Source organism: Hyphomicrobium sp. (assembly GCF_003987855.1).
GTDB lineage: Bacteria > Pseudomonadota > Alphaproteobacteria > Rhizobiales > Hyphomicrobiaceae > Hyphomicrobium_B.
Map to the genome: position 1 here is coordinate 385,522 of NZ_RXIZ01000015.1, position 22,825 is coordinate 408,346.

General features: G+C 59.8%; 23 protein-coding genes. 20 read left to right on the forward strand and 3 right to left on the reverse strand.

What is annotated here, in order from left to right:
• The 11 genes from EKK30_RS14740 to EKK30_RS14790 all read left to right on the forward strand — a co-directional run.
• Positions 1-283, forward strand: a 283-nt coding sequence (locus EKK30_RS14740; RefSeq protein WP_290986246.1) for an SPOR domain-containing protein, incomplete at its 5' end; no start/stop codon positions are given.
• Positions 284-370: 87 nt separating this feature from the next.
• Positions 371-1,393 (forward strand): beta-N-acetylhexosaminidase, encoded by a 1,023-nt coding sequence (gene nagZ, locus EKK30_RS14745; RefSeq protein ID WP_290986247.1) that lies wholly within the window; start codon positions 371-373, stop codon positions 1,391-1,393.
• 56 nt (positions 1,394-1,449) lie between these two features.
• Complete coding sequence (locus EKK30_RS14750; protein WP_290986248.1) at positions 1,450-2,283, forward strand: ScpA family protein; 834 nt, start codon at positions 1,450-1,452, stop codon at positions 2,281-2,283.
• A gap of 37 nt (positions 2,284-2,320) precedes the next feature.
• A complete protein-coding gene (gene scpB, locus EKK30_RS14755; RefSeq protein ID WP_290986250.1) occupies positions 2,321-3,169 on the forward strand; it encodes an SMC-Scp complex subunit ScpB in 849 nt (282 codons plus the stop codon).
• Positions 3,170-3,390: 221 nt separating this feature from the next.
• On the forward strand, positions 3,391-3,597 hold the full coding sequence (locus tag EKK30_RS14760) for a twin-arginine translocase TatA/TatE family subunit (protein ID WP_290986251.1): 207 nt from the start codon (positions 3,391-3,393) through the stop codon (positions 3,595-3,597).
• A 47-nt stretch (positions 3,598-3,644) separates the two neighbouring features.
• Positions 3,645-4,049 carry a Sec-independent protein translocase protein TatB gene (tatB, locus tag EKK30_RS14765; protein WP_290986252.1) on the forward strand — a complete coding sequence of 135 codons (405 nt, stop codon included), beginning with the start codon at positions 3,645-3,647 and terminating at the stop codon, positions 4,047-4,049.
• A 4-nt stretch (positions 4,050-4,053) separates the two neighbouring features.
• On the forward strand, positions 4,054-4,884 hold the full coding sequence (tatC, locus tag EKK30_RS14770; protein ID WP_290986253.1) for a twin-arginine translocase subunit TatC: 831 nt from the start codon (positions 4,054-4,056) through the stop codon (positions 4,882-4,884).
• Positions 4,885-5,237: 353 nt separating this feature from the next.
• Complete coding sequence (locus EKK30_RS14775) at positions 5,238-5,384, forward strand: hypothetical protein (protein ID WP_290986254.1); 147 nt, start codon at positions 5,238-5,240, stop codon at positions 5,382-5,384.
• A gap of 112 nt (positions 5,385-5,496) precedes the next feature.
• Positions 5,497-6,777, forward strand: coding sequence for a serine--tRNA ligase (serS, locus tag EKK30_RS14780; protein ID WP_290986256.1), 1,281 nt, complete (start codon positions 5,497-5,499; stop codon positions 6,775-6,777).
• Positions 6,778-6,851: 74 nt separating this feature from the next.
• Positions 6,852-7,616, forward strand: a complete 765-nt coding sequence (gene surE, locus EKK30_RS14785; RefSeq protein WP_290986257.1) for a 5'/3'-nucleotidase SurE — start codon at positions 6,852-6,854, stop codon at positions 7,614-7,616.
• Between the two features lie 508 nt (positions 7,617-8,124).
• Positions 8,125-9,456 carry a LysM peptidoglycan-binding domain-containing M23 family metallopeptidase gene (locus EKK30_RS14790; protein WP_290986258.1) on the forward strand — a complete coding sequence of 444 codons (1,332 nt, stop codon included), beginning with the start codon at positions 8,125-8,127 and terminating at the stop codon, positions 9,454-9,456.
• Positions 9,457-9,576: 120 nt separating this feature from the next.
• Here the strand turns inward: EKK30_RS14790 and EKK30_RS14795 are convergent, their stop codons facing one another.
• Positions 9,577-10,434: an ATP-binding protein gene (locus EKK30_RS14795; protein ID WP_290986259.1), complete on the reverse strand. Its 858-nt coding sequence runs from the start codon at positions 10,432-10,434 to the stop codon at positions 9,577-9,579.
• 227 nt (positions 10,435-10,661) lie between these two features.
• On the opposite strand from EKK30_RS14795, the gene yajC reads away from it, so the two are divergent.
• The 6 genes from yajC (at position 10,662) to EKK30_RS14825 (ending at position 17,464) form a co-directional block, all read left to right on the forward strand.
• Positions 10,662-11,003, forward strand: coding sequence for a preprotein translocase subunit YajC (gene yajC / locus EKK30_RS14800; protein WP_290986260.1), 342 nt, complete (start codon positions 10,662-10,664; stop codon positions 11,001-11,003).
• An 89-nt stretch (positions 11,004-11,092) separates the two neighbouring features.
• Positions 11,093-12,715 (forward strand): protein translocase subunit SecD, encoded by a 1,623-nt coding sequence (gene secD, locus EKK30_RS14805; RefSeq protein WP_290986262.1) that lies wholly within the window; start codon positions 11,093-11,095, stop codon positions 12,713-12,715.
• A gap of 11 nt (positions 12,716-12,726) precedes the next feature.
• The gene (secF, locus tag EKK30_RS14810) at positions 12,727-13,710 is read left to right on the forward strand and encodes a protein translocase subunit SecF (RefSeq protein WP_290986263.1); all 984 of its coding nucleotides are present in this window, start codon (positions 12,727-12,729) and stop codon (positions 13,708-13,710) included.
• A gap of 21 nt (positions 13,711-13,731) precedes the next feature.
• Positions 13,732-14,109, forward strand: a complete 378-nt coding sequence (locus EKK30_RS14815; RefSeq protein WP_290986264.1) for an MTH938/NDUFAF3 family protein — start codon at positions 13,732-13,734, stop codon at positions 14,107-14,109.
• 32 nt (positions 14,110-14,141) lie between these two features.
• Positions 14,142-14,975, forward strand: a complete 834-nt coding sequence (locus EKK30_RS14820; RefSeq protein WP_290986265.1) for a squalene/phytoene synthase family protein — start codon at positions 14,142-14,144, stop codon at positions 14,973-14,975.
• A gap of 20 nt (positions 14,976-14,995) precedes the next feature.
• On the forward strand, positions 14,996-17,464 hold the full coding sequence (locus EKK30_RS14825) for a hypothetical protein (protein WP_290986266.1): 2,469 nt from the start codon (positions 14,996-14,998) through the stop codon (positions 17,462-17,464).
• Positions 17,465-17,470: 6 nt separating this feature from the next.
• On the opposite strand, the gene trmFO is transcribed toward EKK30_RS14825, so the two are convergent.
• Positions 17,471-18,904 carry a methylenetetrahydrofolate--tRNA-(uracil(54)-C(5))-methyltransferase (FADH(2)-oxidizing) TrmFO gene (trmFO, locus tag EKK30_RS14830; RefSeq protein WP_290986267.1) on the reverse strand — a complete coding sequence of 478 codons (1,434 nt, stop codon included), beginning with the start codon at positions 18,902-18,904 and terminating at the stop codon, positions 17,471-17,473.
• Between the two features lie 98 nt (positions 18,905-19,002).
• On the reverse strand, positions 19,003-20,367 hold the full coding sequence (locus tag EKK30_RS14835; RefSeq protein WP_290986269.1) for an Nramp family divalent metal transporter: 1,365 nt from the start codon (positions 20,365-20,367) through the stop codon (positions 19,003-19,005).
• 224 nt (positions 20,368-20,591) lie between these two features.
• Between EKK30_RS14835 and EKK30_RS14840 the strand changes: the two genes are divergently transcribed.
• From EKK30_RS14840 to EKK30_RS14850, 3 genes are all read left to right on the forward strand, one after another.
• Positions 20,592-21,698, forward strand: a complete 1,107-nt coding sequence (locus tag EKK30_RS14840; protein WP_290986270.1) for a DUF2157 domain-containing protein — start codon at positions 20,592-20,594, stop codon at positions 21,696-21,698.
• Positions 21,695-22,282 (forward strand): GDYXXLXY domain-containing protein, encoded by a 588-nt coding sequence (locus tag EKK30_RS14845; protein WP_290986271.1) that lies wholly within the window; start codon positions 21,695-21,697, stop codon positions 22,280-22,282. Before EKK30_RS14840 ends, EKK30_RS14845 begins: the two co-directional genes overlap by 4 nt.
• A gap of 68 nt (positions 22,283-22,350) precedes the next feature.
• On the forward strand, positions 22,351-22,698 hold the full coding sequence (locus tag EKK30_RS14850; protein ID WP_290986272.1) for a RidA family protein: 348 nt from the start codon (positions 22,351-22,353) through the stop codon (positions 22,696-22,698).
• The last annotated feature ends 127 nt before the right edge of the window (positions 22,699-22,825 follow it).

Below are 22,825 nucleotides of genomic sequence, written 5' to 3' on the forward strand. Positions count from 1 at the left end.
GGCTTCGACGGGAACCGGGGGCGCTGGTTTTGTCGCGGTGCTGGCCTCAGTTCCGCATTCAGCCTCGAGCCGAATCGACGCTCTGAAGCGGTTCGCCGATATGCAGCAGAAATATTCGACAGCGCTTGCCGGCAAGACTCCCGACATCGCGTCCGCGAATCTATCGAAGGGCACCTACGATCGCCTCATCGTTGGGCCTCCGGGTTCCCGCGAAGAAGCGAGCAACGTTTGCTCTCAGCTCAAGTCGGCCGGGTACAGCGGTTGCTGGGTGACATCGTACTGACAGACCCGAATTTCATGTAGATTCCGGCCGGCGCCTTCTCGCGCCGGCCGTTCGCGTTTGTCCACCTCAGGTGAGAGATGGAGCACCATGACAGCTAGTTTGATTACCGGTCTCTCCGGTGTGACGTTGACCGACGACGAACGCCGGTTCTACCGCGACGCGCGGCCGGCAGGTTTGATCCTGTTCCGTCGCAACATTTTCGATCGTGCCCAGTTTGCCAGGCTCGTCGAGGAGACCCAATCTGCTGTCGGGCGGGATGACTTCCTCGTCCTGATCGATCAGGAGGGCGGACGCGTCCAACGTTTGAGGCCGCCCGTCGCTCGGGCCCTGCCTCCCGCTGCGGCGTATGCCGACCTTTACGATGAGGATCCGGATGAGGCAAAGGAAGCGGCGTTCGCAGTTGCCCGTTTAACCGCGGACGAACTTCGCGCTTACGGTATCAATATGAACTGCGCGCCCGTCGCCGATCTACCGGTTGAGGGTGCCCACGAGATTATCAGCGATAGAGCCTACGGCCGGTCCGTTTCGCAGGTTGTCGCGCTCGCTCGAGCCGTCGCCGAGGGCTATCTCGCCGGCGGTGTCGTGCCCGTTGTCAAGCATATTCCTGGACATGGCCGCGCGACGGCAGACAGCCATCTTGCCTTGCCTGTCGTAGACACGCCGCACGAGATCTTATCGGCGAGCGATTTCGCTCCGTTCAAATCTCTCGCCGGGTTGCCTGCGGCCATGACGGCCCACGTCGTCTATTCCAGCATCGATCCTGACAATCCGGCGAGTACCTCCGCGGTCGTCACGCGCAATGTCATTCGTGGCGAGATTGGCTTCGACAATCTCCTGATGAGTGACGACCTCAGCATGCAAGCGCTCACTGGGCCGATGCGTGCGCGGGCCGAGGCCGTCATTGCCGCAGGGTCCGATTTGGCCCTCCATTGCAACGGTGAAATCGACGAAATGCGGGCAGCCGCTGAAGGCGTTCCAACGCTCGCAGGTAGATCTCTGGAGAGGTTCTCAGACGCATGTGCTTGCATCGCCCGCCGGGACCCCTACGATAAAGAGCGGGCGCTACAACTTCTGGCCGGCGTACTGGGCCAGCAGACTCCCACCGTCTGAATCAGTGTAGTGTCCCCCAATTCTTGATCGCCGCGCCACCGCCAGAAACCGGACAAATGGAAGAGACGGCAACCCAGAGCGCAGACGAAGCTTCCGACTGGAACGCGAGCTTTGAGAATGCTCCGGCTGGCGAGGACGGCTTCGTTGTCGATATCGAAGGGTTCGAAGGTCCCTTGGACCTTCTTCTCGCTCTTGCCCGCACTCAAAAAGTCGACATCGCCAGGATCTCCATCCAGGCGCTGGTTGAACAGTATCTCGGTTTCATTGCCGAAGCGCAGCGGCTGAAACTCGAAATTGCGGCCGATTACCTCGTCATGGCCGCATGGCTGGCCTACCTGAAATCGCGTCTTCTGCTTCCCAAGGAAAAGGACAACGTAGAAACCGCGTCGGCGGAAGAAATGGCGCAGAAGTTGTCGTTTCGTCTGCTGCGCTTGGAGGCGATGCGCAATCAAGCTGCAGTCCTGATGACTCGGCGCCGCCTCGATCAGGATGTCTTTGCCCGCGGACTTCCCGAACATATCAAGGTCACCCGCGATACCACCTATACGGCGAGTGTCTACGATTTGCTGAAGGCCTATGCGGACCAGCGAAGGCGGACGGTACGCGTTATCCATGTCGTAAAAGCCCGGCGGGTCTGGTCGATCAAGGAGGCTCGCCAGCGGCTCGAGCGGCTCGTCGGCGCTTCCGAAGGAAACTGGGCGCAGCTCGATCTCTTTCTCGAGCAGTATCTGCCGAAGAATGAGGAAGAGCGCACGGCGCTCGCGAGTTCGTTCGGCGCCACGCTCGAAATGGCGCGCGAAGGGTTAATTGAGCTCCGCCAGGACGCTCCATTCTCGCCGATCTACATGCGCAAGCGCGAAGAGGGAGCCGAATGGCAAAAGATCGGTTAGTCGCGCCGAAAACATCGTTATAAGGGGGCCCATAGATATGGTTCCGCCGAGACTGACATTGGTATCGGACAACACGCGCGAGAAGAAAGAAGCGGCCGCGAACATCGAAGAGGCGGCGGCAGGTGATGAGGAAATTCCTTCGGCATTGCTCGATCCGGAGAAGCCGGCTGCGCGCCACCCGCACGCGCCACGGGAGAAGCTCCGGCGTATCGAAGCCATGCTTTTCGCAGCCGCTGAGCCGCTCGATGTGAAGGCGTTCGCGCGCGCTCTAGACGCGAACGATGATGTCAACGCGCTGCTTTTGGAACTGCAGGCCGAGTATCGCGATCGCGGCGTCAATCTCGTACGCGTTGCTGGCCGGTGGCAGCTTCGTACCGCCGACGATCTCTCATTTCTGCTCGAACGTCAGCAGAAGGAGGAACGTAAGCTCTCGAAGGCGGCTCTCGAGACGCTATCGATCATCGCCTATCACCAGCCTGTGACGCGTGCCGAGATCGAAGAGATCCGGGGAGTGAGCACTTCACCCGGCACACTCGACGTCCTTATGGAGACAGGCTGGATACGTCCCCGGGGACGACGTCGCGCGCCTGGCCGTCCACTGACATATGGAACGACCGAAGACTTCCTCATCCATTTCGGCATGGACAGCATCAAGGATTTGCCCGGGCTTGCTGATCTCAAGGCCCAGGGTCTTCTCGACGCAAATCTCCCGCCGGGATTCACTGTCCCATCTCCGACCGATGTGGCCGCACTGATGCCGGATGAACTCCCGCTAACGGATGAGGGCGACGAGGAGGAGCAGGAACAGCTTGCGCTCGATGAAGAAGCCGCCTCCGAAGATGAGGACGAGGCCACAACCTCCGAGCATCCAGTTGATGAGGCCTAGGCCTCTGGCGGAAGGTTACAATTCCTTAATTTAGCTGGCGCTCCTGAAACGATCGGGCGAAACCGAGCGAAACCAACCTTGCAGCCTAGGTCGACGACCGGGCCGCAGGGCTTTGCCACAACATCGCGAACCTTGCCGCGCTCTGGCGGTTCTGCGATAAAGCCCTAAATACGAAGAGCGCCAGCCCCTACAACGCCTGGCTGCCGCTGAGAGGTTTCAACATGGGTCTTAGTGCGCAACACATTCTGTTGCTCTTGGTCATCGCTCTGCTGCTATTCGGCCGCGGCAAGATTTCCGAGTTGATGGGCGACGTCGCCAAAGGCATCAAGAGTTTCAAGAAGGGCATGGCCGAAGACGACGAGCCTAAGCCGATGCCGCGTACGATCGAGAATGAAGCCGCCAATCCTGACCGCTCGAAGGTCGGCTGACCGCTTCAGAGCTCGCCACGCATAGCTGATCTCGACAGGGTTCCTCGATGTTTGACATCAGCTGGAGCGAGCTTCTGATCCTCGGGATCGTGACGCTCGTTTTCGTCGGACCGAAGGAGTTGCCGGTCTTCTTGCGTACGCTCGGGCGCTACGCCGGAATGGCGCGCCGTCACGCCAACGAGTTCAAAGCCCAATTTGACGCCGCGATGCGAGAGGCTGAACTCGACTCCATGCGCAAGGAGGTCGAGCAGATGCAAAGCTCGATCAACGCAGAGGTGATGAAGGCAAAGACCTCGCTCAACGATGCTGCATCAGCTTCGAGAGTTGATGCCGCCATGCCGCCGCCGCCAGCTGCCGCTTCGGCCACACTGCCCACTCCGCCCCTTCCAACGCCCGCATCTGAGATGGCCGGCTCCATGCCAGCATCCTCCGCGAATAAGACGGAGTCCTGAACAGATGCAGGAGCGCTTGCCGACGACGATTGGCTCGGACACCGAGCCGATGCGCGAGGGCCAAGATGAGATCGACGCCAGTAAGGCCCCGCTTCTCGATCATCTGATCGAACTGCGCGAGCGGCTGATCTGGGCACTTGGCGCGTTCGTCCTCATGTTCTTCATTTGCTTTTCGGTCGCGGGTCACATCTACAACGTGCTGGTTTGGCCGTACATGTGGGCATCCGGCAGCGACCATGTGAAGCTCATCGCCACGCATTTTCTCGAGCAGATCATGACGCAGGTTAAGCTCGCGATGTTCGGCGCAGCTTTTCTGTCGTTTCCCGTGGTCGCCACGCAGGTCTACAAATTCGTAGCTCCAGGCCTCTACAAGAATGAGCGTCGCGCATTCCTTCCGTACTTGATCGCTACGCCCGTGCTTTTCGTGATCGGCGCGATGATGGTGTATTTCGTCGCTATGCCGGTGCTGATCCGCTTTTCGATCGGGTTGACGCAGACATCCGGCGGCGCCGGCGTGCCCGAGATCGAATTGCTTCCCAAGGTCTCCGAATATCTGTCGCTGATCATGACGCTGATCTTCGGCTTCGGCATCGTGTTTCAGCTGCCCGTCATCCTTACGCTTCTGGCGCGAACCGGCATCGTGACGTCGCAAGCGCTCGCGAAGGGACGGCGATACGCCATCGTCGGAATCTTCGTGGCAGCGGCGCTGCTGACGCCCCCGGATGCCTTGAGCATGTGCATCATGGCGCTGCCGACGGTCGGTCTATACGAGATCTCCATCCTCGCCGTCCGTCTCGTTGAGCGCCAGCAGGCCAAGGCCAGCGAAAAAGCATAGATGACGTCGCGAGCGCCGGTCGCGCATTCGCGCATCCTCGAAATTTTCGCGTAACGCAGCAGGCGGAGAGTACGTATGTACTTGAGCGAGCGCATTGTTACGTCTGTTCGATGCGCTCGCGACTTTCTGTCGGATCTCCGAAGTCTCCGGTGGCGCGTGGACGCCGTCGGTTGTCAGTCGCTTTCACTTTCGTCCAATCGCGCAGAAGACGCGAGAGACGCTCCAGAAAAATAAGAAAGGTCACCGTCCGGTCGCGGAGGCATTGCCGCCGCGGTGAAGTCGGACTGCGATCTCGGCTGTGAGCTCACGGACGTAGCTGACGCGACCCCCAACTCTTACGAAGGATCAATTTCATGACGAAGTTTCTCAAAATCGCTGTCACTGCTGCTGCCTTTGCGCTGGGCGTCGCGCCCTTAGCGGGCGTATCTGCTTCTGAAGGCGACCACGCGTCATGCCAGTCGAGCCAGTTCACGCAGCATGGCGTCTGGGACTGTCGTTAGTCCCGAAATTTGGATGGTACCGGCATTCCGGTGCCATCCAATCCGCCTGGACTGGACCGGATCTGTAGCATCGTATAGGACGGCCTCACTGTTTCGACTGTGAGAGGCCCCCGTGTTCGATATCAAGTGGATCAGAGACAACGCTCAGACCTTCGATGACGGTCTGCGGCGGCGCGGTCTCGAACCGCAGGCAGATCGCATTATCGCTCTCGATGAGAAGCGTCGCGCGCTGCTCACCTCCCTTCAGGAAGCGCAGTCGCAGCGCAATGCTGCCTCGAAGGATATCGGCAAAGCCAAGGCCGCCAAGGACGATACAACGGCGACGCGACTTATGACCGAGGTCGCCGCGCTCAAGCAGACGATCGCGACAGGCGAAGAAGAAGAGCGTCGCCTTGATGCCGAAATTCGTGACGTTCTTTCCGTTATTCCCAATACGCCGCGTACCGACGTTCCTTTCGGCAAGGACGAGACAGGCAACGTCGAAGTTCGCAAAATCGGCACGCCTGCAACGTTCGGCTTTGCGCCAAAACAGCATTTCGAAATCGGCGAAGCTCTCGGCCTGATGGACTTCGAAGCCGCGCAGAAGATCTCTGGCGCCCGCTTCGTCGTTTTGAAAGGCGCGCTTGCACGGTTAGAGCGGGCGATTGCGAGCTTCATGCTTGATCTTCACACGGGCGAATTTGGCTATACCGAAGTCAATCCACCGTTGCTGGTCAAAGACCCAGCAGCCTACGGCACCGGCAACTTGCCTAAGTTTGCCGAGGATCTCTTCAAGACGACGAACGACTTTTGGCTCATTCCCACGGCTGAAATTTCGCTGACCAACCTCGTTCGCGACCAGATCATCGACGAAGCGCAATTGCCGATGCGCATGACGGCATGGACGCCATGCTTCCGCTCGGAAGCCGGCGCGGCTGGACGCGATACGCGTGGCATGATTCGGCAGCACCAGTTCTCTAAGGTCGAGCTCGTTTCCGTCGTCACGCCTGAGATGGCGCTTGAGGAACACGAGCGCATGACGTCCTGCGCCGAAGAAGTCCTGAAGCGCCTTGGTCTGCCCTTCCGCACAATGCTTCTGTGCACGGGCGACATGGGCTTTGCTTCGCAGAAAACCTACGACATCGAAGTCTGGCTACCCGGTCAAAATACCTATCGCGAGATTTCCTCTTGTTCGGTCTGCGGCGAGTTCCAGGCACGCCGCATGGACGCGCGCTATCGCCCGAAGGACGGCGGCAAGCCCATCTACGTCAATACGCTCAACGGCTCCGGCCTGGCTGTCGGCCGCACCCTCGTTGCCGTGCTCGAAAACTATCAGCAGGCGGACGGAAGTGTCGTCGTTCCTGAGGCGCTGCGTCCCTACATGGGCGGATTGGCGCAAATACAAAAGGTCTAAAGCCTGCATGCGGCGAAACTCAATTGCGGTTTTTCGATCCGCATGAATCAGAAAGGCGAGATTGTCGGCTAATTATGCGCATTCTCATCACCAACGACGACGGCATCAATGCACGCGGGCTCGAAGTCCTAAAGGCGATCGCGCTCGGAATTTCTCCTGACGTGTGGACTGTTGCGCCGGAGACGAACCAGTCCGGCACCTCGCATTCGATGACGCTTCATACACCGCTGCGTTTGCGTAAGCTCGACGATCGAAGCTTTGCAATAGCCGGCACGCCCACCGATTGCGTAATCATGGCCGTCCGCCACATCCTGAGGGACCAGCCGCCCGATCTCGTTCTATCTGGCGTCAACCATGGGTCCAACCTTGCCGAGGATATAACCTATTCAGGCACGGTCGCCGCTGCGATGGAAGGAGCACTCCTTGGCATTCCGGCAATCGCTCTATCGCTCATGATGAGTTTCGAGGAGGGTGGGCGGCGCGCGATTTGGGACACGCCACTCGCGCACGCGCCCTCGCTGATCAAGAAGCTGCTCGATGCGAAATGGGATCCGAAGACGCTCATCAACATCAATTTCCCGGATGCAACACCGGATGCAATCAAGGGCGTAGCCGTAACGGCCCAAGGCGTTCGCGACCAGGCGATGCTCGATATCGATAGCCGCACCGATCCGTGGGGTACGCCGTACTTTTGGTTTGGTTTTGAGCGACGGAAATCGACGCTCGTGCCTGGAACTGATTTGGCCGCGATTGCAGAAGGCAAGATTTCCGTAACGCCTTTGAGCGTCGATCTCACCTATCGCGCCGCCTTGGACCAACTGGCTCACCGGCTCGGCTGATCATCCGACGACGGACATCTTCTCGGCGTTGGAGAAAAAGCCGCCGGAAAGACGAAATCCCTCCGCGAAGTGAGCGCAATTTTCATCTAATCGAACAAAACCGGCGAGATGCTCACTGCATCGCGGCGGGTCACGATCTCTCCTCACAACGCTATTCGCTCTCTGGGCAAGAGTGGACGGCGTATCGAATGAACGACAACTCGGGGCATCGAAATGAAATCGCGCAGCGGTGTTTACCGCCTGTTAACCTGTTAAAGGTTAATGGATGGTGCGAGTAGAGGTGCGTACCATGATGAGTTGTTTTGGCGTTAGCCATTGCGGGCGCTTGAGCCTCAAGTCCGCGACAGGCTTTTTCCTTTTTATCGCAGGTGTTTCGCTTGCGGGCTGCAGCGCTGATGTCACGCGCTTTGACAGCACATCCTTTAATTTCGATGATGGACCGGTTACCGGGAGCAATCCGATCCCGCCGGAACCCGTACACACGAGTTCACTAAGCGATAACCAAGCTGTGGACTCAGCGACCCCGCGTGGTCCGTATGGGGCTGGCGCGAAATCGGTTCAGGTCGCTGCGTTGTCCGACCCGGCGACCGACCGTCCAGCGTACGCTCCGCCGCCTCAGCAACCCGCCTATCAGGCGAAGCCATTTGGCAAAGCCAAGCGGGAACCTGGCTACACGGCTGAAGCCCCCAAGGAACATCCGGCGCAGTTCTCCCGCGGCGAGATGATCGAAGTAAAGCCGGGTGACACCATCTATGGGCTGTCCCGTCGTCATCGCGTCTCGCTTGCTGGGTTGATGAGCGTCAACAATCTCAGCAACCCCAATCTCAAGCCGGGACAGAAGCTTTACCTGCCGACAGAAAACGCTCCTGCCGTTGCCTCGAAATCGAGCGCAGCTGCCGCGAGCGCGGCGGTCGAATCCGCGCGGCCGGCTCCGATTCCGCTCGCACAGGCGAGCCCGGACGTCGCTGCTCGATATAGTGCGAGCTATACGGTGAAGCCTGGAGACTCGCTCTACGGCATCGCGCGCACATACAAAGCAAAGTTCTCTGAGCTGCAGCAGGTGAACGGCATCACCGATCCGCGCCGCGTAAAGCCGGGAATGACACTGCGCGTGCCTGGTGGAGCCGCGGGCGACACCTCGAACGTCGCCAACGCCGCGCCCGCGGTTTCTTCGCCGCCATCCGTAGCATCTGCTCAACCCGCATTGCCGCCGGCCGCGACCGCAGAAGCGACTTCGGAGCCTCCACGCTTGGGCGACGCGACGACGATGCAGCCGACTATCATCAATGGCGAGAAGCGCGTCGCATCGCTTTCCGACAAGGCAACCGATGCATCCCCGGTGGTGCCACCGGTGCAGCCGTCTGCGCCACAGCGCAAGCCTGACGTGGCCGAACAGAAGGTTGCAATTGCTGCTCCGCCGCCGTCATCGGCACCAGCTGCGGCTTCGGCCACCGGCGACAGCGTGAAACTGCGGTGGCCAACAAGCGGTAAGGTCATCGCTGGCTTCGGCAGCCGTACGGACGGAACGCACAACGACGGTATCAACCTTCAGGTGCCGCTCGGAACCGAGGTTCACGCTGCGGAATCCGGTGTGGTTGCGTACGCTGGAAACGAGCTCAAGGGCTATGGCAACCTCGTCCTGCTTCGTCACGACAATGGCTGGGTGACGGCTTACGCTCATAACGACGAGCTTCTGGTGAAGCGGGGCGATAAAGTCCGTCGCGGGCAGGTCATCGCCAAGGCAGGCAAGACCGGCTCCGTCGATCAGCCGCAGGTCCACTTTGAATTGCGTCAAGGCTCACGGCCGGTAGATCCGATACCGTACCTTGAAAAGCTTTGACGTAACGATCTAGCGCGGGGGCAACGCGCTGGCACAGAGGGAAGACTAGGGGGCCGGGTCCCAAGATCCGGCTCCCTTTATTGATGCGCTACGCACCTGCGATGCGGAGCGTGCCGCCAGTCAGATCGAAGTTCTTTTCCGCCCGGCGAGGTCTTGCACGTACTGCCACGCCACCCGCCCTGACCGCGCCCCCCGGGTCGTTGACCACTCCAGCGCGTCGCGTTCCAGTTCAATGTCATCGATCTTGATGCCGAAGTGCTCGACGTAGGCGCGAACCATCGCCAGATAGTCGTCTTGGCTGGCGTTATGAAATCCGAGCCACAGGCCAAAGCGATCAGACAACGAGACTTTCTCTTCCGTCGCTTCGCCAGGGTTGATCGCCGTCGCCCGCTCGTTATCGATCATATCGCGCGGCATCAGATGCCGCCGATTGGACGTCGCGTAAAAAATCACGTTCTGAGGTCGGCCCTCGATGCCGCCGTCGAGCACGGCCTTGAGGGATTTGTAACTCGTATCGTCATGATCGAATGAAAGATCGTCGCTGAAGACGATGAAGCGCAAAGGCGCCGCAGCCTTCAACAGAGACAGGCACCGCGGCAGCGACGCGATGTCTTCCCGGTGAATTTCAACGAGCTTCAACCCGCCGCTACCAGCGAGCGCATCCGCATGCGCCGCCTTCACGAGGCTCGACTTTCCCATGCCTCGGGCCCCCCAGAGGAGGGCATTGTTCGCCGGCAGCCCCTCTGCGAACCGGCGCGTGTTGTCGAGAAGAATTCCCGCGGTCCGGTCAATGCCCTTCAGGAGCTTGAGCGGCACGCGGCTGACCTCCGGAACTGGTTCGAAGCTGCCATTCTCCGCGTGCCAAATGAAGGCGTCGGCCGCGCCGAAATCAGCTTTGCGAAGCGGAGGTGGGCTTAGGCGCTCGAGAGCGTCTGCTATCCGCTCGAGCAGCGGACGGTAGGGATCGGCGTCACTCATCGTGATTTCCAGGAGGTGATTGCGCCCGGCAAGCTATCTGCCGGGAAAACCGTGTTTAATCGCTCGCGAACGTTGTGCCAACGGCCTTAAACAGGCCTTTGCGAGGTTGCAAAAGAGCCTCGGACCACTATAGTCCGCCCAAATTTGAGGGGCTCTTTCCCCCCGGCCCATTGGGTTTCGGGGCGGCAGTGCTTATTCCAATCGCACCCAGAGGACGTTTCCTGCCAATGTTTACGACTCCCGCCTTCGCACAGGCCGCTGCAGCCCCGAGTGTCATGGACCCGCTCGGCGGTCTGCTGATTCCGATGCTCCTGATGCTGGCGATCTTCTATTTCCTGCTGATACGTCCTCAGTCGCAGCGTGCCAAGGAACTTCGCGCCCGGGTCAACGCCGTCCGCCGCGGTGATACGGTCGTCACATCTGGTGGTATGGTCGGCAAAGTGACGAAGGCGGTCGACAACAGCGACGAGATCGAAGTCGAACTCGCAGAAAACTTTAAGGTACGCATCATCAAGAGCACCCTCCTGGAAGTGCGTGCCAAGGGCGAACCTGTCAAAGACGCAACGTGATTGAAGTCGTCCCGCGTGCCAAACACAAGATGCGCCTGATGTGCACGGCTTGACCCGCACATCTCCTAAATGCACGAGACCTACTTCCAATGCTGCAGTTCACTCGCACCAAAGTCTTCCTGATCCTGCTTACGTGCTTCGCGGGATTTATGGTGGCGCTCCCCAACTTGTTCTCCAAGGAAACCGTCGCTTCATGGCCATGGTTCCTGCCGCACAAGCAGTTGACGCTCGGCCTCGACCTTCAAGGCGGCGCCCACTTGCTGCTCGCCATGGATCAGGAAGAGATCAAGAAGGACTGGCTGAACAATTTGCGCGACGAGTCCCGTAAGGTTTTGCGGGAAGCGAAGATCGGATTTACCGGCGTCGGCATTCAAGGCTCACAGCTTGTTATCAAGCTCGCTAAGCCCGACGAGCGCGCACAGGCAATCAAGGAACTTCACAAGATCCGCCAGACAATCGGCACTGCCGTGCTGGGTTCCGGCGGCTATGATTTGGATGTCAGCGAAGGCAACGATCCGGGCACTGTGATCGTGAAGCCTTCGGAAGCTGGCTTGCGCGCCCGCATTGCGAATGCCGCTGCGGCATCGATCGAGACGATCAACCGCCGCGTCAACAATCTAGGGACCTCTGAATCGACGATTGTGCGCCAAGGCACCGATCGGATTCTGATCCAGTTTCCTGGCCTGAAGGATACGAAGGACCTCAAGGCGCTCATCGGCGAGACGGCCAAACTGACCTTCCACGAGGTCAATACCTCGACGTCTGCCGAAGATGCCAAGCAAGGCGGTATTCCGACGGGCTTCAAGATCTATCCCAGCGATAAGGAAGAGGGCGGCCCGAGCGAATATCTACTGCGCGAGCAGCCGGTCGTTCAGGGCGAAGATCTTGCCGACGCTCAGCCAGGCTTCGATAGCCGAACCAACGAGCCGGTGATCAATTTCCGCTTCAACCAAGTCGGTGCGCGCAAGTTCGCAAACTTCACCAAAGACAACGTCGGCAAGCCCTTCGCCATCGTGCTCGACGACAAAGTCTTGTCCGCGCCGGTCATTCGCGAACCGATCCTTGGCGGCTCCGGTCAGATTTCCGGCAACTTCACCGTCGAGAGCACGAACAAGCTCGCGGTTCAGCTGAGATCGGGCTCGCTCCCCACCAAACTCACGATCGTCGAAGAACGCACCGTCGGCCCGTCCCTCGGCGCCGACTCCATTGCCGACGGCAAGCTCGCGGGTATGATCGGCGGCATTGCCGTGGTCTGTCTCACGATCTTGGCCTACGGCACGTTCGGCATTTTCGCCTGCGTCGGCCTCGTGGTGCACTTGGTGTTGACGGTTGCGCTGATGACGCTCATCGGCTCGACCCTAACCTTGCCCGGCATCGCCGGTCTTGTCCTCGGCGTTGCCATGGCCGTTGACGCCAACGTTTTGATCTATGAGCGCATCCGTGAAGAGCTACGAGCCGGCAGAACGCCGGTTGCTGCAATCGACACCGGGTTCCAGCGCGCATTCATCACGATCGCCGACAGTCAGCTGACGACGCTCGCTTGCGCGGTCATCATGTTCTGGCTCGGGTCCGGTCCCATCCGCGGCTTCGCCGTGACGCTGACAATCGGCATTCTGACTTCGATCTTCGCCTCGGTGACGGTCGTGCGAATGCTCATATGGTTCTGGCTCAAGGCTCAGCCGAAGGGCCGCATTCAGACCGTGCCGGTCTAGGAGACGCTCCCGTGTTCATGAAACTCCTTCCTGTTTTCAAGGGCGTCGACTTCTTCCCGCACGACCTGCGTCTACCCTTTATGAAGTACAAGGGTCCCGCACTTGCGGCTTCCATCGTCGCCATGCTGATCTCGCTTGGCCTCTGCATCACCCTTGGTCTCAACTACGGCGTCGACTTCAAGGGCGGTTCGCTCGTCGAATTGAAGACCAAATCCGGCAACGCCGACATCAGCGGCCTTCGCGAGAAGCTCAACGGCCTGGGGCTTGGCAACGTTCAGATCCAGGAGTTTGGCAGTCCCGATGACGTGCTCGTCCGCCTTGAGGAACAGCCCGGCGGTGAGGCAGCACAGCAGGAAGGATTGAAGAAGGTGACCGCCGCCACGGAAGCCGACTACGTGCAGCGGCGTGTCGAGGTCGTGGGACCGGCAGTATCCAGCGAATTGCGCATGACGGGCTTCATCGCCGTTGCGGCAGGTATTCTCGCGATCGTCGCCTACGTATGGTTCCGATTTGAATGGCAGTTCGCTGTCGGCGCGGTCGTCGCGTTGACGCACGATGTTCTCGTCACCGCTGGCATCTTCTCGCTCTTCCGGATCGAATTTGACCTCTCGACGGTCGCAGCGCTTCTGACGATTCTCGGCTACTCGGTGAACGATACTGTCGTCGTGTCCGACCGTATTCGTGAGAACCTGCGCAAGTACAAGAAGATGGAGCTCAACGAGCTTCTCAATTTATCGATCAACGAAACGCTGTCGCGCACCATCTTGACCGGCTTGACAGCCGTTGCCGTGCTCGTTTCGCTTTATATCTTCGGCGGCGAAGTGATCAGAAGCTTCAACCTCGCGATGCTGCTTGGCGTCGTGATCGGCACCTATTCGTCGATCTTCATTGCAGCGCCGCTGCTTGGCTATCTCGGCGTCAAGCGCGATTGGAGCGAAGCCGCGGCCAAGATGCTGGGTTCAGCCGGTGCCAAGACCACGAAGGCAAAAGTTTAGAAAGACCGGGGCGGCGCCGCGATGACGAGCGACGTCGCCCGATATCCCTACGAGACGCCGGTGACGGCTTACGGCAACGGCGGCTTCCGCTTTGCCGAAATGAGCCACCGCGGTTCAATCCTGTGCTTGCCGTCGGGCATCTACGCATGGCCAGTGACCAGCGTAGAATCGCTCTCGAATCCCGATATCGGCTTTCTCCTCGACCGTGTAGAAGCACCGATCACGGTGTTGCTCGGCACAGGCGAGAAGCAAATTTGGCCTGAGCCGGAAGTCTACGCTCTCTTCGCGAACGCTGGCATTGGCCTGGAACCCATGTCGACCGGCGCAGCCGCGCGCACTTACAACATTCTGATCGCCGAAAAGCGCCCAATCGCAGCCGCGTTGATCGCGGTGCCCTGAAACGCGATGGCACCAGTTGTGGGAAGCGACGCTTGAGCGACAGCAGCATACCACCGATCGATTTCGAGGCAGTCCGCGCGAGCGCACGCGCCAACGCTTTGGGTCGTTTCTACGCGGCGCTATTCGCTCCCGCGGAAGCTCGCGACGATCTGATCGCGCTTGCTGCCTTTACGGGCGAGATCGAGCGTATTTCCCGCCAGGTGCACGAAGCCGCGCTCGGCGAAATCAGGGTTGCATGGTGGCGCGATGCGTTCCTGAGCAGGGGAGAGAGCGGTCGTTCCGGCAATCCAGTTCTGGATGCCTTTGCGGAGGTGATCCGGCGGCGGGATCTGCCGCTCGGATTCATCGAGGACTACCTGGAGGCCCATGCGCGCGCCCTCTATGGCGAACCGCCCGCAAATGACAATGATCTTTTCGCGAGCATGCGGATCATCGACGGCACGCCGTTGCGGTTCGCCGCACGTATTCTTGGTGCCGAGCTGGACGATGAAATTGTGGACTTGGCCGCGCGCGCCGTAGGTTCCGCGAGGATCGGCTTGGAGTTGCCCTACGCCTTGATGCACGGGCGCGCCCTGCTTCCAACGGCAAGGGCTCCGAACCCTTACACGGATGAACCTCTGGCGGACTGGAGGCCGCAAATCGGCTGGCTCGTGGCAGAGGGCCGCCGGGCGATGGTCGACGTGCGGCGTCATCTCACGGGCAAACCACGGATATTTACGACCGCTTTGTTGCCGCTTGCCCTCGTCGAGCCCCATTTCCGCGCTTTGGAACATACTCGGCACGAGCCGGCGCGCGACATTGTAGAGATCGCGCCTATTGCTCAGTTGTGGCGTATTGCACGCGCGCATTGGTCAGGTCGCATCTGACGACCAGGCGAAGAGGGCAGATGGCAACTAAACTTAGACGTAAGCTGCGGGACTTCGCAGCGTGGTTCGTCCTTCCTCTGGCTTGCGCGGCTTTCGTACTGTCGCTGTCGCAAGCGGCAGAGGCCTTGCCTGTAATTACCTGGCGTCTCGAAAACCCATTCCGCTTCTTTATCGATCCGCACGACACCAACGTTCATCGTGAGACCTACAGGTCATTGGGCGCGCGCGACCGCGCCACACCGGTGATCTCTGCGGAGCACGCGCTTCAAAGCAATGATCGTGACGGTTGGGCCGCGTCTATGGTCCAGAAGACGTGCTGGAAGAATAACAGGTTCAAATGCGATGCCTACGACGACTACATCAATCCGTCTCGCCATGCGGTCATCGCCAAGATCTCAGGCATAGACGCGGCTTCCACGCTGTCGTGTAGTTGGTATTCCGCGCCGCGCGGGGATGCCAAAAATCCCCGGGGCGATGCGATCACCCAGCCCTGTAGTGAATCCGTCCGCTTCGTCGTGCCCTATCCGGGTGGCGCGCTGATCACCGTCGAAATCGGCGGTCGGCAGATTGCCAAATCCGAGATCAAGGTCCGCGATATCCTCATCGCGGGAATGGGCGATAGCTTTGCTTCGGGCGAGGGGAATCCGGACGTTCCGGTCCGCTTTTCGCGAGAGCGTACGACCGACTACAGCACGATGGGGATATACGGCACGTTAACCGGATATCCGGCGCGCATCGGCCCCTGGCGCGATCTCGGCGACAAATCCTTCATCAAGGAAAACGCCCGCTGGCTCGATCAAGCCTGCCACAGGTCGCTCTATTCGGAGCAATTGCGCACAGCGTTGCAGTTGGCGGTTGAGGACCCCCATCGCGCGGTGACGTACGTTGGCGTTTCCTGTGCCGGCGCGGAGATAACCGAAGGACTATTCCTTCGCTACAAGGGCAACGAATGGGTGCCGAACCCGCCACGGCTTTCACAGCTATCAGCGGTTGCCGAAGCTCAGTGCGGAAAGAACGAAACCGAAGCCGTCGGCCTTCCCGACTCCTACTATCAGAACGGTGCTGTGCCCGAGCTTCGCGACATCGTCATGCGGAAGTGCCCGCAGGACGACGCGCGCAAGATTGATCTGGTCCTCTTGTCGATCGGAGGTAACGACATCGGTTTTTCGCGTCTGGTCGCGAATACGGTGCTCTCCAATGAATCGCTGCTCCGGAAGCTCGGCGGCTGGCTCGGCGAGGTTCACAGCGATGCCGAGTCGACAGCCGCGCTCGATAAGCTGGCTCCGCGCTACAAGGCTCTTAATCGCGCGATCCACGCACTGCTTTATATTCCTTGGAACGAGAGCGATCGCATTTTGCTCGTCGCCTATCCAGGTCTGGCGCTGCAGGGCGATGGCAGCCAGATGTGCGGAAGCGGCAACGCCGGCATGGACGTCTTTCCGGACTTCCAGCTGGACCGCACGAAATTGAAGCTCGGAACCTGGTTTGCTGACAAGCTCAATCGGCAGATGCGTGAAAGCTCTGACGAGTTCGGCTGGACTTTCGTCGAGACACACCGTCGCTCGTTCATTGGCCGCAGCATCTGCGCGGGATTGAGCGTCGAAGGTGTGAGCGATGTTGACGACCTTCGCCTTCCCCGCAAGATCGATGGGATGTGGACGCCCTACAATCCGGGTGATTACCAGCCTTACGCTGCCCGTCAGCGTTGGTTCCGAACACCCAACGACGCCTTCTTGACGGGCAACTTTCATGTCGCCGCCGGTCTATTGACGAAGATCTTGCCCTTCGAGCCTTTCGCGCCGTTTCAGTTGGTGCTCGCCTCAACCTACTCTGGCGCTTTCCATCCCACTGCAGAAGGTCAGGCAGCGATCGCAGACGCCGTTGTTGAAAAGGCACGCGCCGTCCTGGCGAAGTACGGGCAAGGACCCGACGCCGATCCAACCGGCTACACGGTTCCAGCACCCGGCGATGTCCCGCCAGTCGCCGAGCCCAATGTCGACATTCCCGATGTGAAATCTGTCTTGTCGAAATCGCAGGGCGGCGGCGCGCCTGCGCCGATCACTGGCACAATCCCGGCGAAATCTGCCGAGCCAGACGATGACAGTGATGTTGGCGAGCCCGACCCTGACGATAAGCCCACCACGATCGAAACGATTGGCGTGACATCAGGAGCGCCTGGAACAGATCCAGCGCCGACGACAACCGCACCATCGCCGCCGACACCGCCGGTCCAGGCGGCGGTGGATCCGGCAGTCCCGCCTGCCGCAGTGCCTGCGGGGAACACGCTGATCCTCCAGCGATCGGCATTGCCGCCCGTCGCAGAGCCGCAAGGATCCACGAAGGGGCCGGCCGTATCGCAATCGCCCGTGGCGATTGAATCCGTGGCGCCTCCCGCGCCTGCAAGCCCAGCTCCCACGCCGAGCACTGCACCTGCTGCGAGCGATGACTTCGCTCCAAAGCCGTTCGCTCCTGCCGCAAGTGGTCAATAGATTTCGCTAGGCGGATTGTTTGAGGTCCGCCGCGTTTCCAAGCCATCGCTCGAGATCGGCGATCGCACGACGGGACATCATCCGCTTCTTTTCGCGTCCGCGCTCAGGACCTTTGAGCTTCTGCCCATTTCCATCGTGCGTTGGATTGGCTTTTAGATCCGGAAGCAGCCCATAGTTGATGTTCATCGGCTGGAACGATCGCGCTGACCCGCGCTCTCCATCGTCCGCGAGGATGTGCCCTCCAGTGATGTGATTCAGAAGAGCGCCGAGCGCAGTGGTTGGTGGAGGCGACGAACTCTCCAACCTCCTCGCGTCTGCGGCCGCGAACCGCCCCGCGAGGAGTCCGATCGCAGCGCTCTCGATGTAGCCTTCCACACCGGTGATCTGACCCGCGAAGCGAAGGCGCGGCATTGCTTTAAGCCGCAGCGATCCGTCCAGCAGCTTGGGCGAATTGAGATACGTGTTGCGATGAAGTCCGCCGAGCCGCGCAAACTCCGCATTCTCCAGCCCCGGAATCATTCTGAAGATGCGCACCTGCTCCGCGTGTTTCAGCTTCGTCTGGAATCCTACCATGTTCCAGAGAGTGGCCAACGCGTTATCCTGTCGGAGCTGCACGACGGCATAGGGCCAGCGCCCGGTGCGTGGATCATCAAGGCCGACCGGCTTCATTGGTCCATACCGCAGAGTATCGCGTCCGCGTTCGGCCATCACTTCCACTGGCAAGCAGCCATCGAAATAGGGCGTAGAAGCTTCCCATTCTTTGAAGCTCGTCTTTTCGCCCGCAAGCAGCGCGTCGACGAATGCTTCATACTCCGCTTTCGACATCGGACAGTTGAGATAGTCGGCACCGGTTCCCGCCGGTCCGGCTTTGTCGTAGCGCGATTGAAACCAGGCAATCGATGTATCGATGGAGTCGCGGTGGATGACCGGAGCGATCGCATCGAAGAATGCGAGAGAGTTCTCGCCCGTCAACCTGGCTAGCGCTGCGCTCAGATCTGGTGAAGTGAGAGGCCCCGTCGCGATGACGACGTTCTTCCAATCCTCTGGCGGCAATCCGCCGATCTCGCCACGCTCAATCGTCACGAGCGGGTTCTCCGCCAGACGAGCTGTTACCTCCGCCGAGAAGGCATCCCGATCGACAGCAAGCGCGCCACCTGCTGGAAGTTTGTGCTTGTCAGCCGCTGCCATGATGAGGGAGCCCGCGCGCCGGAGTTCCTCGTGCAGCAGCCCAACGGCATTGTTCTCCCAATCATCCGAGCGAAAAGAGTTCGAGCAGACGAGTTCTGCAAAACCGTCCGTTTTGTGCGCTTCGGTGCTCTTTACAGGCCGCATCTCGTGCAGCACCACTGGCGTGCCTGTTGACGCGATCTGATGCGCGGCTTCAGAGCCCGCAAGCCCGGCGCCGACGACGTGAACAGCAGTGTTATGATCGCTAGGCAAGGCGACTCTTTGCATTGTAATTTGTTGAAGGGCCCGCATAAGCGTGCCGGGCCTCCGCATTCTTAAGCGGGGATGCGCCTCAAAGCAAATTCCGGGCGTCAGCCGACGATGTAATCGTAAACCAGCTTGGCATTAAGCGCGACAATAGTGACCGCGATAACGACCGCCATTGCCGTAAGCCAGCGCGGGGCGACAAGCTCGCCGAGCTTGCCTCGGCTCGCCGTGAATTGCACCAGCGGGACGACAGCGAACGGCAACTGCAAGCTCAGAACCACTTGTGTCAGGATGAGAAGCTTGCCGGTTTCGGCTTCGCCGTAAAGCAGGGTAACGCCGGCCGCGGGTAGAAGCGCGACGGAGCGTGTGATGAGCCGCCGAAGCCAGGGGGCCAAGCGAATGTGCAGGAAGCCTTCCATCACCGTTTGCCCGGCGAGCGTAGCGGTTACGGTCGAGTTCAACCCGCAGCAAAGAAGGGCAATGCCGAACAGCGTAGGCGCGATGGCCGATCCCAGCAGCGGATGCAGCAGCGACTGCGCTTCGCCGAGTTCCACGACCTCTGTCTTGCCCGCCGTGTGAAAGGCTGCCGCAGCGAGGATCAGGATCGAAGCATTGATCAACAGCGCGAGCGAAAGCGCCGCGGTCGAGTCGATCGTCGCAAACTTGAGAGCCTCGCGCTTTTGTTGCGTCGAGGTGCCGTAGTCGCGCGTCTGGACGATCGCGGAATGAAGGTAAAGATTGTGCGGCATTACCGTGGCGCCGATAATGCCGAGCGCCAAATAGAGCATCTCGGGATTTTTGAGAATTTCCGTGGTCGGCGCAAAACCGCGGATGACGGCGCCCCATTCCGGATCAACCATCGCGATCTGCACGGCAAAGCAGATGGCGATGACACCGAGCATGGTGATGATGAAAGCCTCGAGATAGCGAAATCCCAACTTCTGCAGCAGCAAAACAATGAAGACATCAAGTGCCGTCAGCAGAACGCCGATCTCGAGCGGAATTCCAAATAGCAAGTTGAGACCTATCGCCGTGCCGATAACCTCCGCTACGTCGGTTGCGATGATCGCGATTTCGGCGAAGAGCCAAAGCGGAAAAGCCGCCCATTGCGGATAGGCGTCCCGGCACGCCTGCGCGAGATCTCGTCCCGATCCGATGGCGAGGCGCGCACAAAGCGACTGCAGTACGATCGCCATGATGTTCGAAAGCAGGGCAACGAACAGGAGCGCGTATCCGAACTTCGATCCGCCTGCGATCGAGGTCGCCCAGTTTCCCGGATCCATGTAGCCGACAGCCACCATGTAGCCGGGACCGAAGAAGGCGGCGAGACGCCGCCAGCTGTTGCCCTGGCCGGGCACGCGAACGCTGCGGAAAACGTCGGCAAGGGACGGATCCTTCGCCGGACGCCGCCATCCCCCGTCTGCCGGGGTTTCGGTGATGTCCGACTGGGTCCTAAGTCGAGCTTCCACGGAGGATTTTTGCCTTGTCGCAAATGACAATCATTTGCAACTAGAGTGGGGAAGTTCTGGTCTGGCGTCAAGAACCCTGAGGCTAACCAAGCTGTGACAAATTCAAAGATCTTAGCGAATTTGGGGATAATCACCGTTAGCTACAGTAATCCATCGGCATCGACGTTCCGGCCGGTACTGGTCAAACGAAGGATGCGCGCTTTATTCGAGCCGACGGAGCCGCAGTGAAGGTCGACATGTGGTCGCTTTATAAAAAACGTCTGTTACGTGACTTGGATCGCTGGCAGTCCAATGGCTGGGTAAGCGAGCAGGGTCGCGTTGCCATCGCCGACGAAATCTTGAGCAGCGGCCGCAGCCTGAATTTGGCTTCCGCGCTCGGCATCCTCGCAAGCGTGCTATTCGGGTTCGCTGCAATCTCATTTGTAGCGGCGCATTGGGATGACATGCCAAGGCTCGCCCGTCTGCTGCTTCTGCTGACATGCGTTTGGGCCGGTTACGGCGCGGCGGGGTGGCTTGAAAGGCGCGGACATTCGATGCTCGCCGACGCTGCCGTCCTTTTTTCGTCCGGGATGTTTGGCGCCAGCATCATGCTCGTCAGCCAGATGTATCACATCGCCGGGGATCCAGCGGACGGCGTTCTTCTTTGGTGGATAGGCACTTTCGTCGCCGGAGCTACTTTGCGCTCCAACCCGACGCTCGCGCTGACACTCATCCTCGTTTGTACTTGGTCGTTCCTCAAGACCTCAACAAGCAGTTACGTCCATTGGCCGTTTCTCATCGGCTGGGGATTGGTGACCGTTGCGTTCGCATGGCAGCGTTGGTGGCCCGGCCTGCATCTTTCTGCTCTTGCGCTGAGCCTTTTCATTATCTCACTGGGATATCAGTTGGGATCCGGACATTCACACGATCTCGTCGCGGTCATCGGCGTTCTCGCTGCCGTTGGCGCCGTAGCAGTCGAAAAATTCCGCCCCGATCTTGACCACGTTGCTGCGCCGCTTTTCGCTTACGCTGTGGCCGTCGCTTTCGAAGGGCTATTCGTCCTCCAGTTTTTCGAGAACCCAGTTTCCGGACGTCTCATCATTCTCGCGGTTGTTACCCTGGTGCTGCTGGTTGCCGTCATCGCTTACGCGATGTCCGCGGGAAATCGTGGGGCGTTATGGATCGCCTATATCGCCTTCTCCATCGAGGTTCTCGCGCTCTATGGCGTCACCGTCGGCTCGATTTTGGGTACGTCCGTCTTCTTCCTGATTGCGGCTCTGATCGTTGCGGCGCTCTCTTATGCGGCGCTGCAGCTTGCGCGCCGTAGCTCGAATGGAGGGCTGCCCGCATGATCGTCGATCGCAAATGGCTGTGGCCTCTGCTCGGAGGCGTGGCGCTTCTCCAGTCGGCTGCCCTTTTCGATATGATTTATGAGCGACATCGCCTCCTGAAGACGGGCCGCGAAATCACGCTCGCGGTCCGCCCGCTCGATCCGCGCGATATTTTTCGCGGCGATTACGTCACGCTCGGTTACGACGTCAGCACCATCACGAAGCCCGACGCGGAGATGGACCAGGAATACAAAGACGTCGCGGTGGATGGAAACGTCTACGTCACGCTGTCTCCGAAGCCCGAGGGTGGCTGGACGGCTTCTCACGTCGGACGTGTCTATCCAGCCCACATCGATCCCGGCGAAATCGTGCTGAAGGGGCGCGTCCTCACGTCCTGGAAATCGGAAAATCCGGCTTCCACAACCTTATCGGTCCGTTACGGCATAGAGCAGTACTTTGTTCCGGAAGGCACGGGGCGCGCTTTGGAAGCCAAGGTCCGCGACCATAAAATCGAAGCCATCGTTGCTGTAAGCTCCGATGGCACCTCCGCTCTTAAGGGCCTTGTTGTCGACGGCGAGCGGCACGAAGACCCACCGCTGCTTTGAGGCTTCTTGCGCGGACGGCCACCTGCTATGAGGCGGGCCGAATTCCATCCGCAGACAGGAGACCTCACGTGACCATCACTCGTTACGAAACATCGCCGATCTATTCCAAGGTCACCGAGGCCAACGGCTTCGTTTTTACCGCTGGCGTCATCCCTGCCGATCTGTCGAAGGACGTGGAAGGCCAGACCGCAGAGGTGCTCGCCGAGATTGATCGCCTCCTGGCGCTCGCCGGCACCACCAAGTCCAAGATCGTGCAAGCGACGGTATGGCTGAGCGATATTCGCAGCCGCGAAGGCATGAACAAAGCCTGGAGCGCTTGGCTCGGCGGCGAGGGTGCACCGGCACGCGCTTGCGTGGAAGCCAAGGTGATCGATCCCCGCATGCTTGTGGAAATTTCGGTCGTCGCCGTCAAATGATCTGCGGAAAGCTCCGGGACGGCTTCGAAAGACGCAGGTGCTTTGCGCCCTGGCAAAGAAGCTGTGCCCGGATTGCCTCTCCCGCGGAATTTCTTTGTCTCGATCTCGACAAAGTTGCCTCCCGCAC

Coding starts and splice junctions, on each gene's coding strand:
- nagZ (WP_290986247.1), top strand. CDS start 371: ATGACAGCTAGTTTGATTACCGGTCTCTCCGGTGTGACGTTGACCGAC.
- secD (WP_290986262.1), top strand. CDS start 11,093: ATGCTGCAGTTCACTCGCACCAAAGTCTTCCTGATCCTGCTTACGTGC.
- EKK30_RS14815 (WP_290986264.1), top strand. CDS start 13,732: ATGACGAGCGACGTCGCCCGATATCCCTACGAGACGCCGGTGACGGCT.
- tatB (WP_290986252.1), top strand. CDS start 3,645: ATGTTTGACATCAGCTGGAGCGAGCTTCTGATCCTCGGGATCGTGACG.
- EKK30_RS14825 (WP_290986266.1), top strand. CDS start 14,996: ATGGCAACTAAACTTAGACGTAAGCTGCGGGACTTCGCAGCGTGGTTC.
- EKK30_RS14795 (WP_290986259.1), bottom strand. CDS start 10,434: ATGAGTGACGCCGATCCCTACCGTCCGCTGCTCGAGCGGATAGCAGAC.
- scpB (WP_290986250.1), top strand. CDS start 2,321: ATGGTTCCGCCGAGACTGACATTGGTATCGGACAACACGCGCGAGAAG.
- EKK30_RS14760 (WP_290986251.1), top strand. CDS start 3,391: ATGGGTCTTAGTGCGCAACACATTCTGTTGCTCTTGGTCATCGCTCTG.
- EKK30_RS14775 (WP_290986254.1), top strand. CDS start 5,238: ATGACGAAGTTTCTCAAAATCGCTGTCACTGCTGCTGCCTTTGCGCTG.
- surE (WP_290986257.1), top strand. CDS start 6,852: ATGCGCATTCTCATCACCAACGACGACGGCATCAATGCACGCGGGCTC.
- EKK30_RS14750 (WP_290986248.1), top strand. CDS start 1,450: ATGGAAGAGACGGCAACCCAGAGCGCAGACGAAGCTTCCGACTGGAAC.
- EKK30_RS14845 (WP_290986271.1), top strand. CDS start 21,695: ATGATCGTCGATCGCAAATGGCTGTGGCCTCTGCTCGGAGGCGTGGCG.
- tatC (WP_290986253.1), top strand. CDS start 4,054: ATGCAGGAGCGCTTGCCGACGACGATTGGCTCGGACACCGAGCCGATG.
- yajC (WP_290986260.1), top strand. CDS start 10,662: ATGTTTACGACTCCCGCCTTCGCACAGGCCGCTGCAGCCCCGAGTGTC.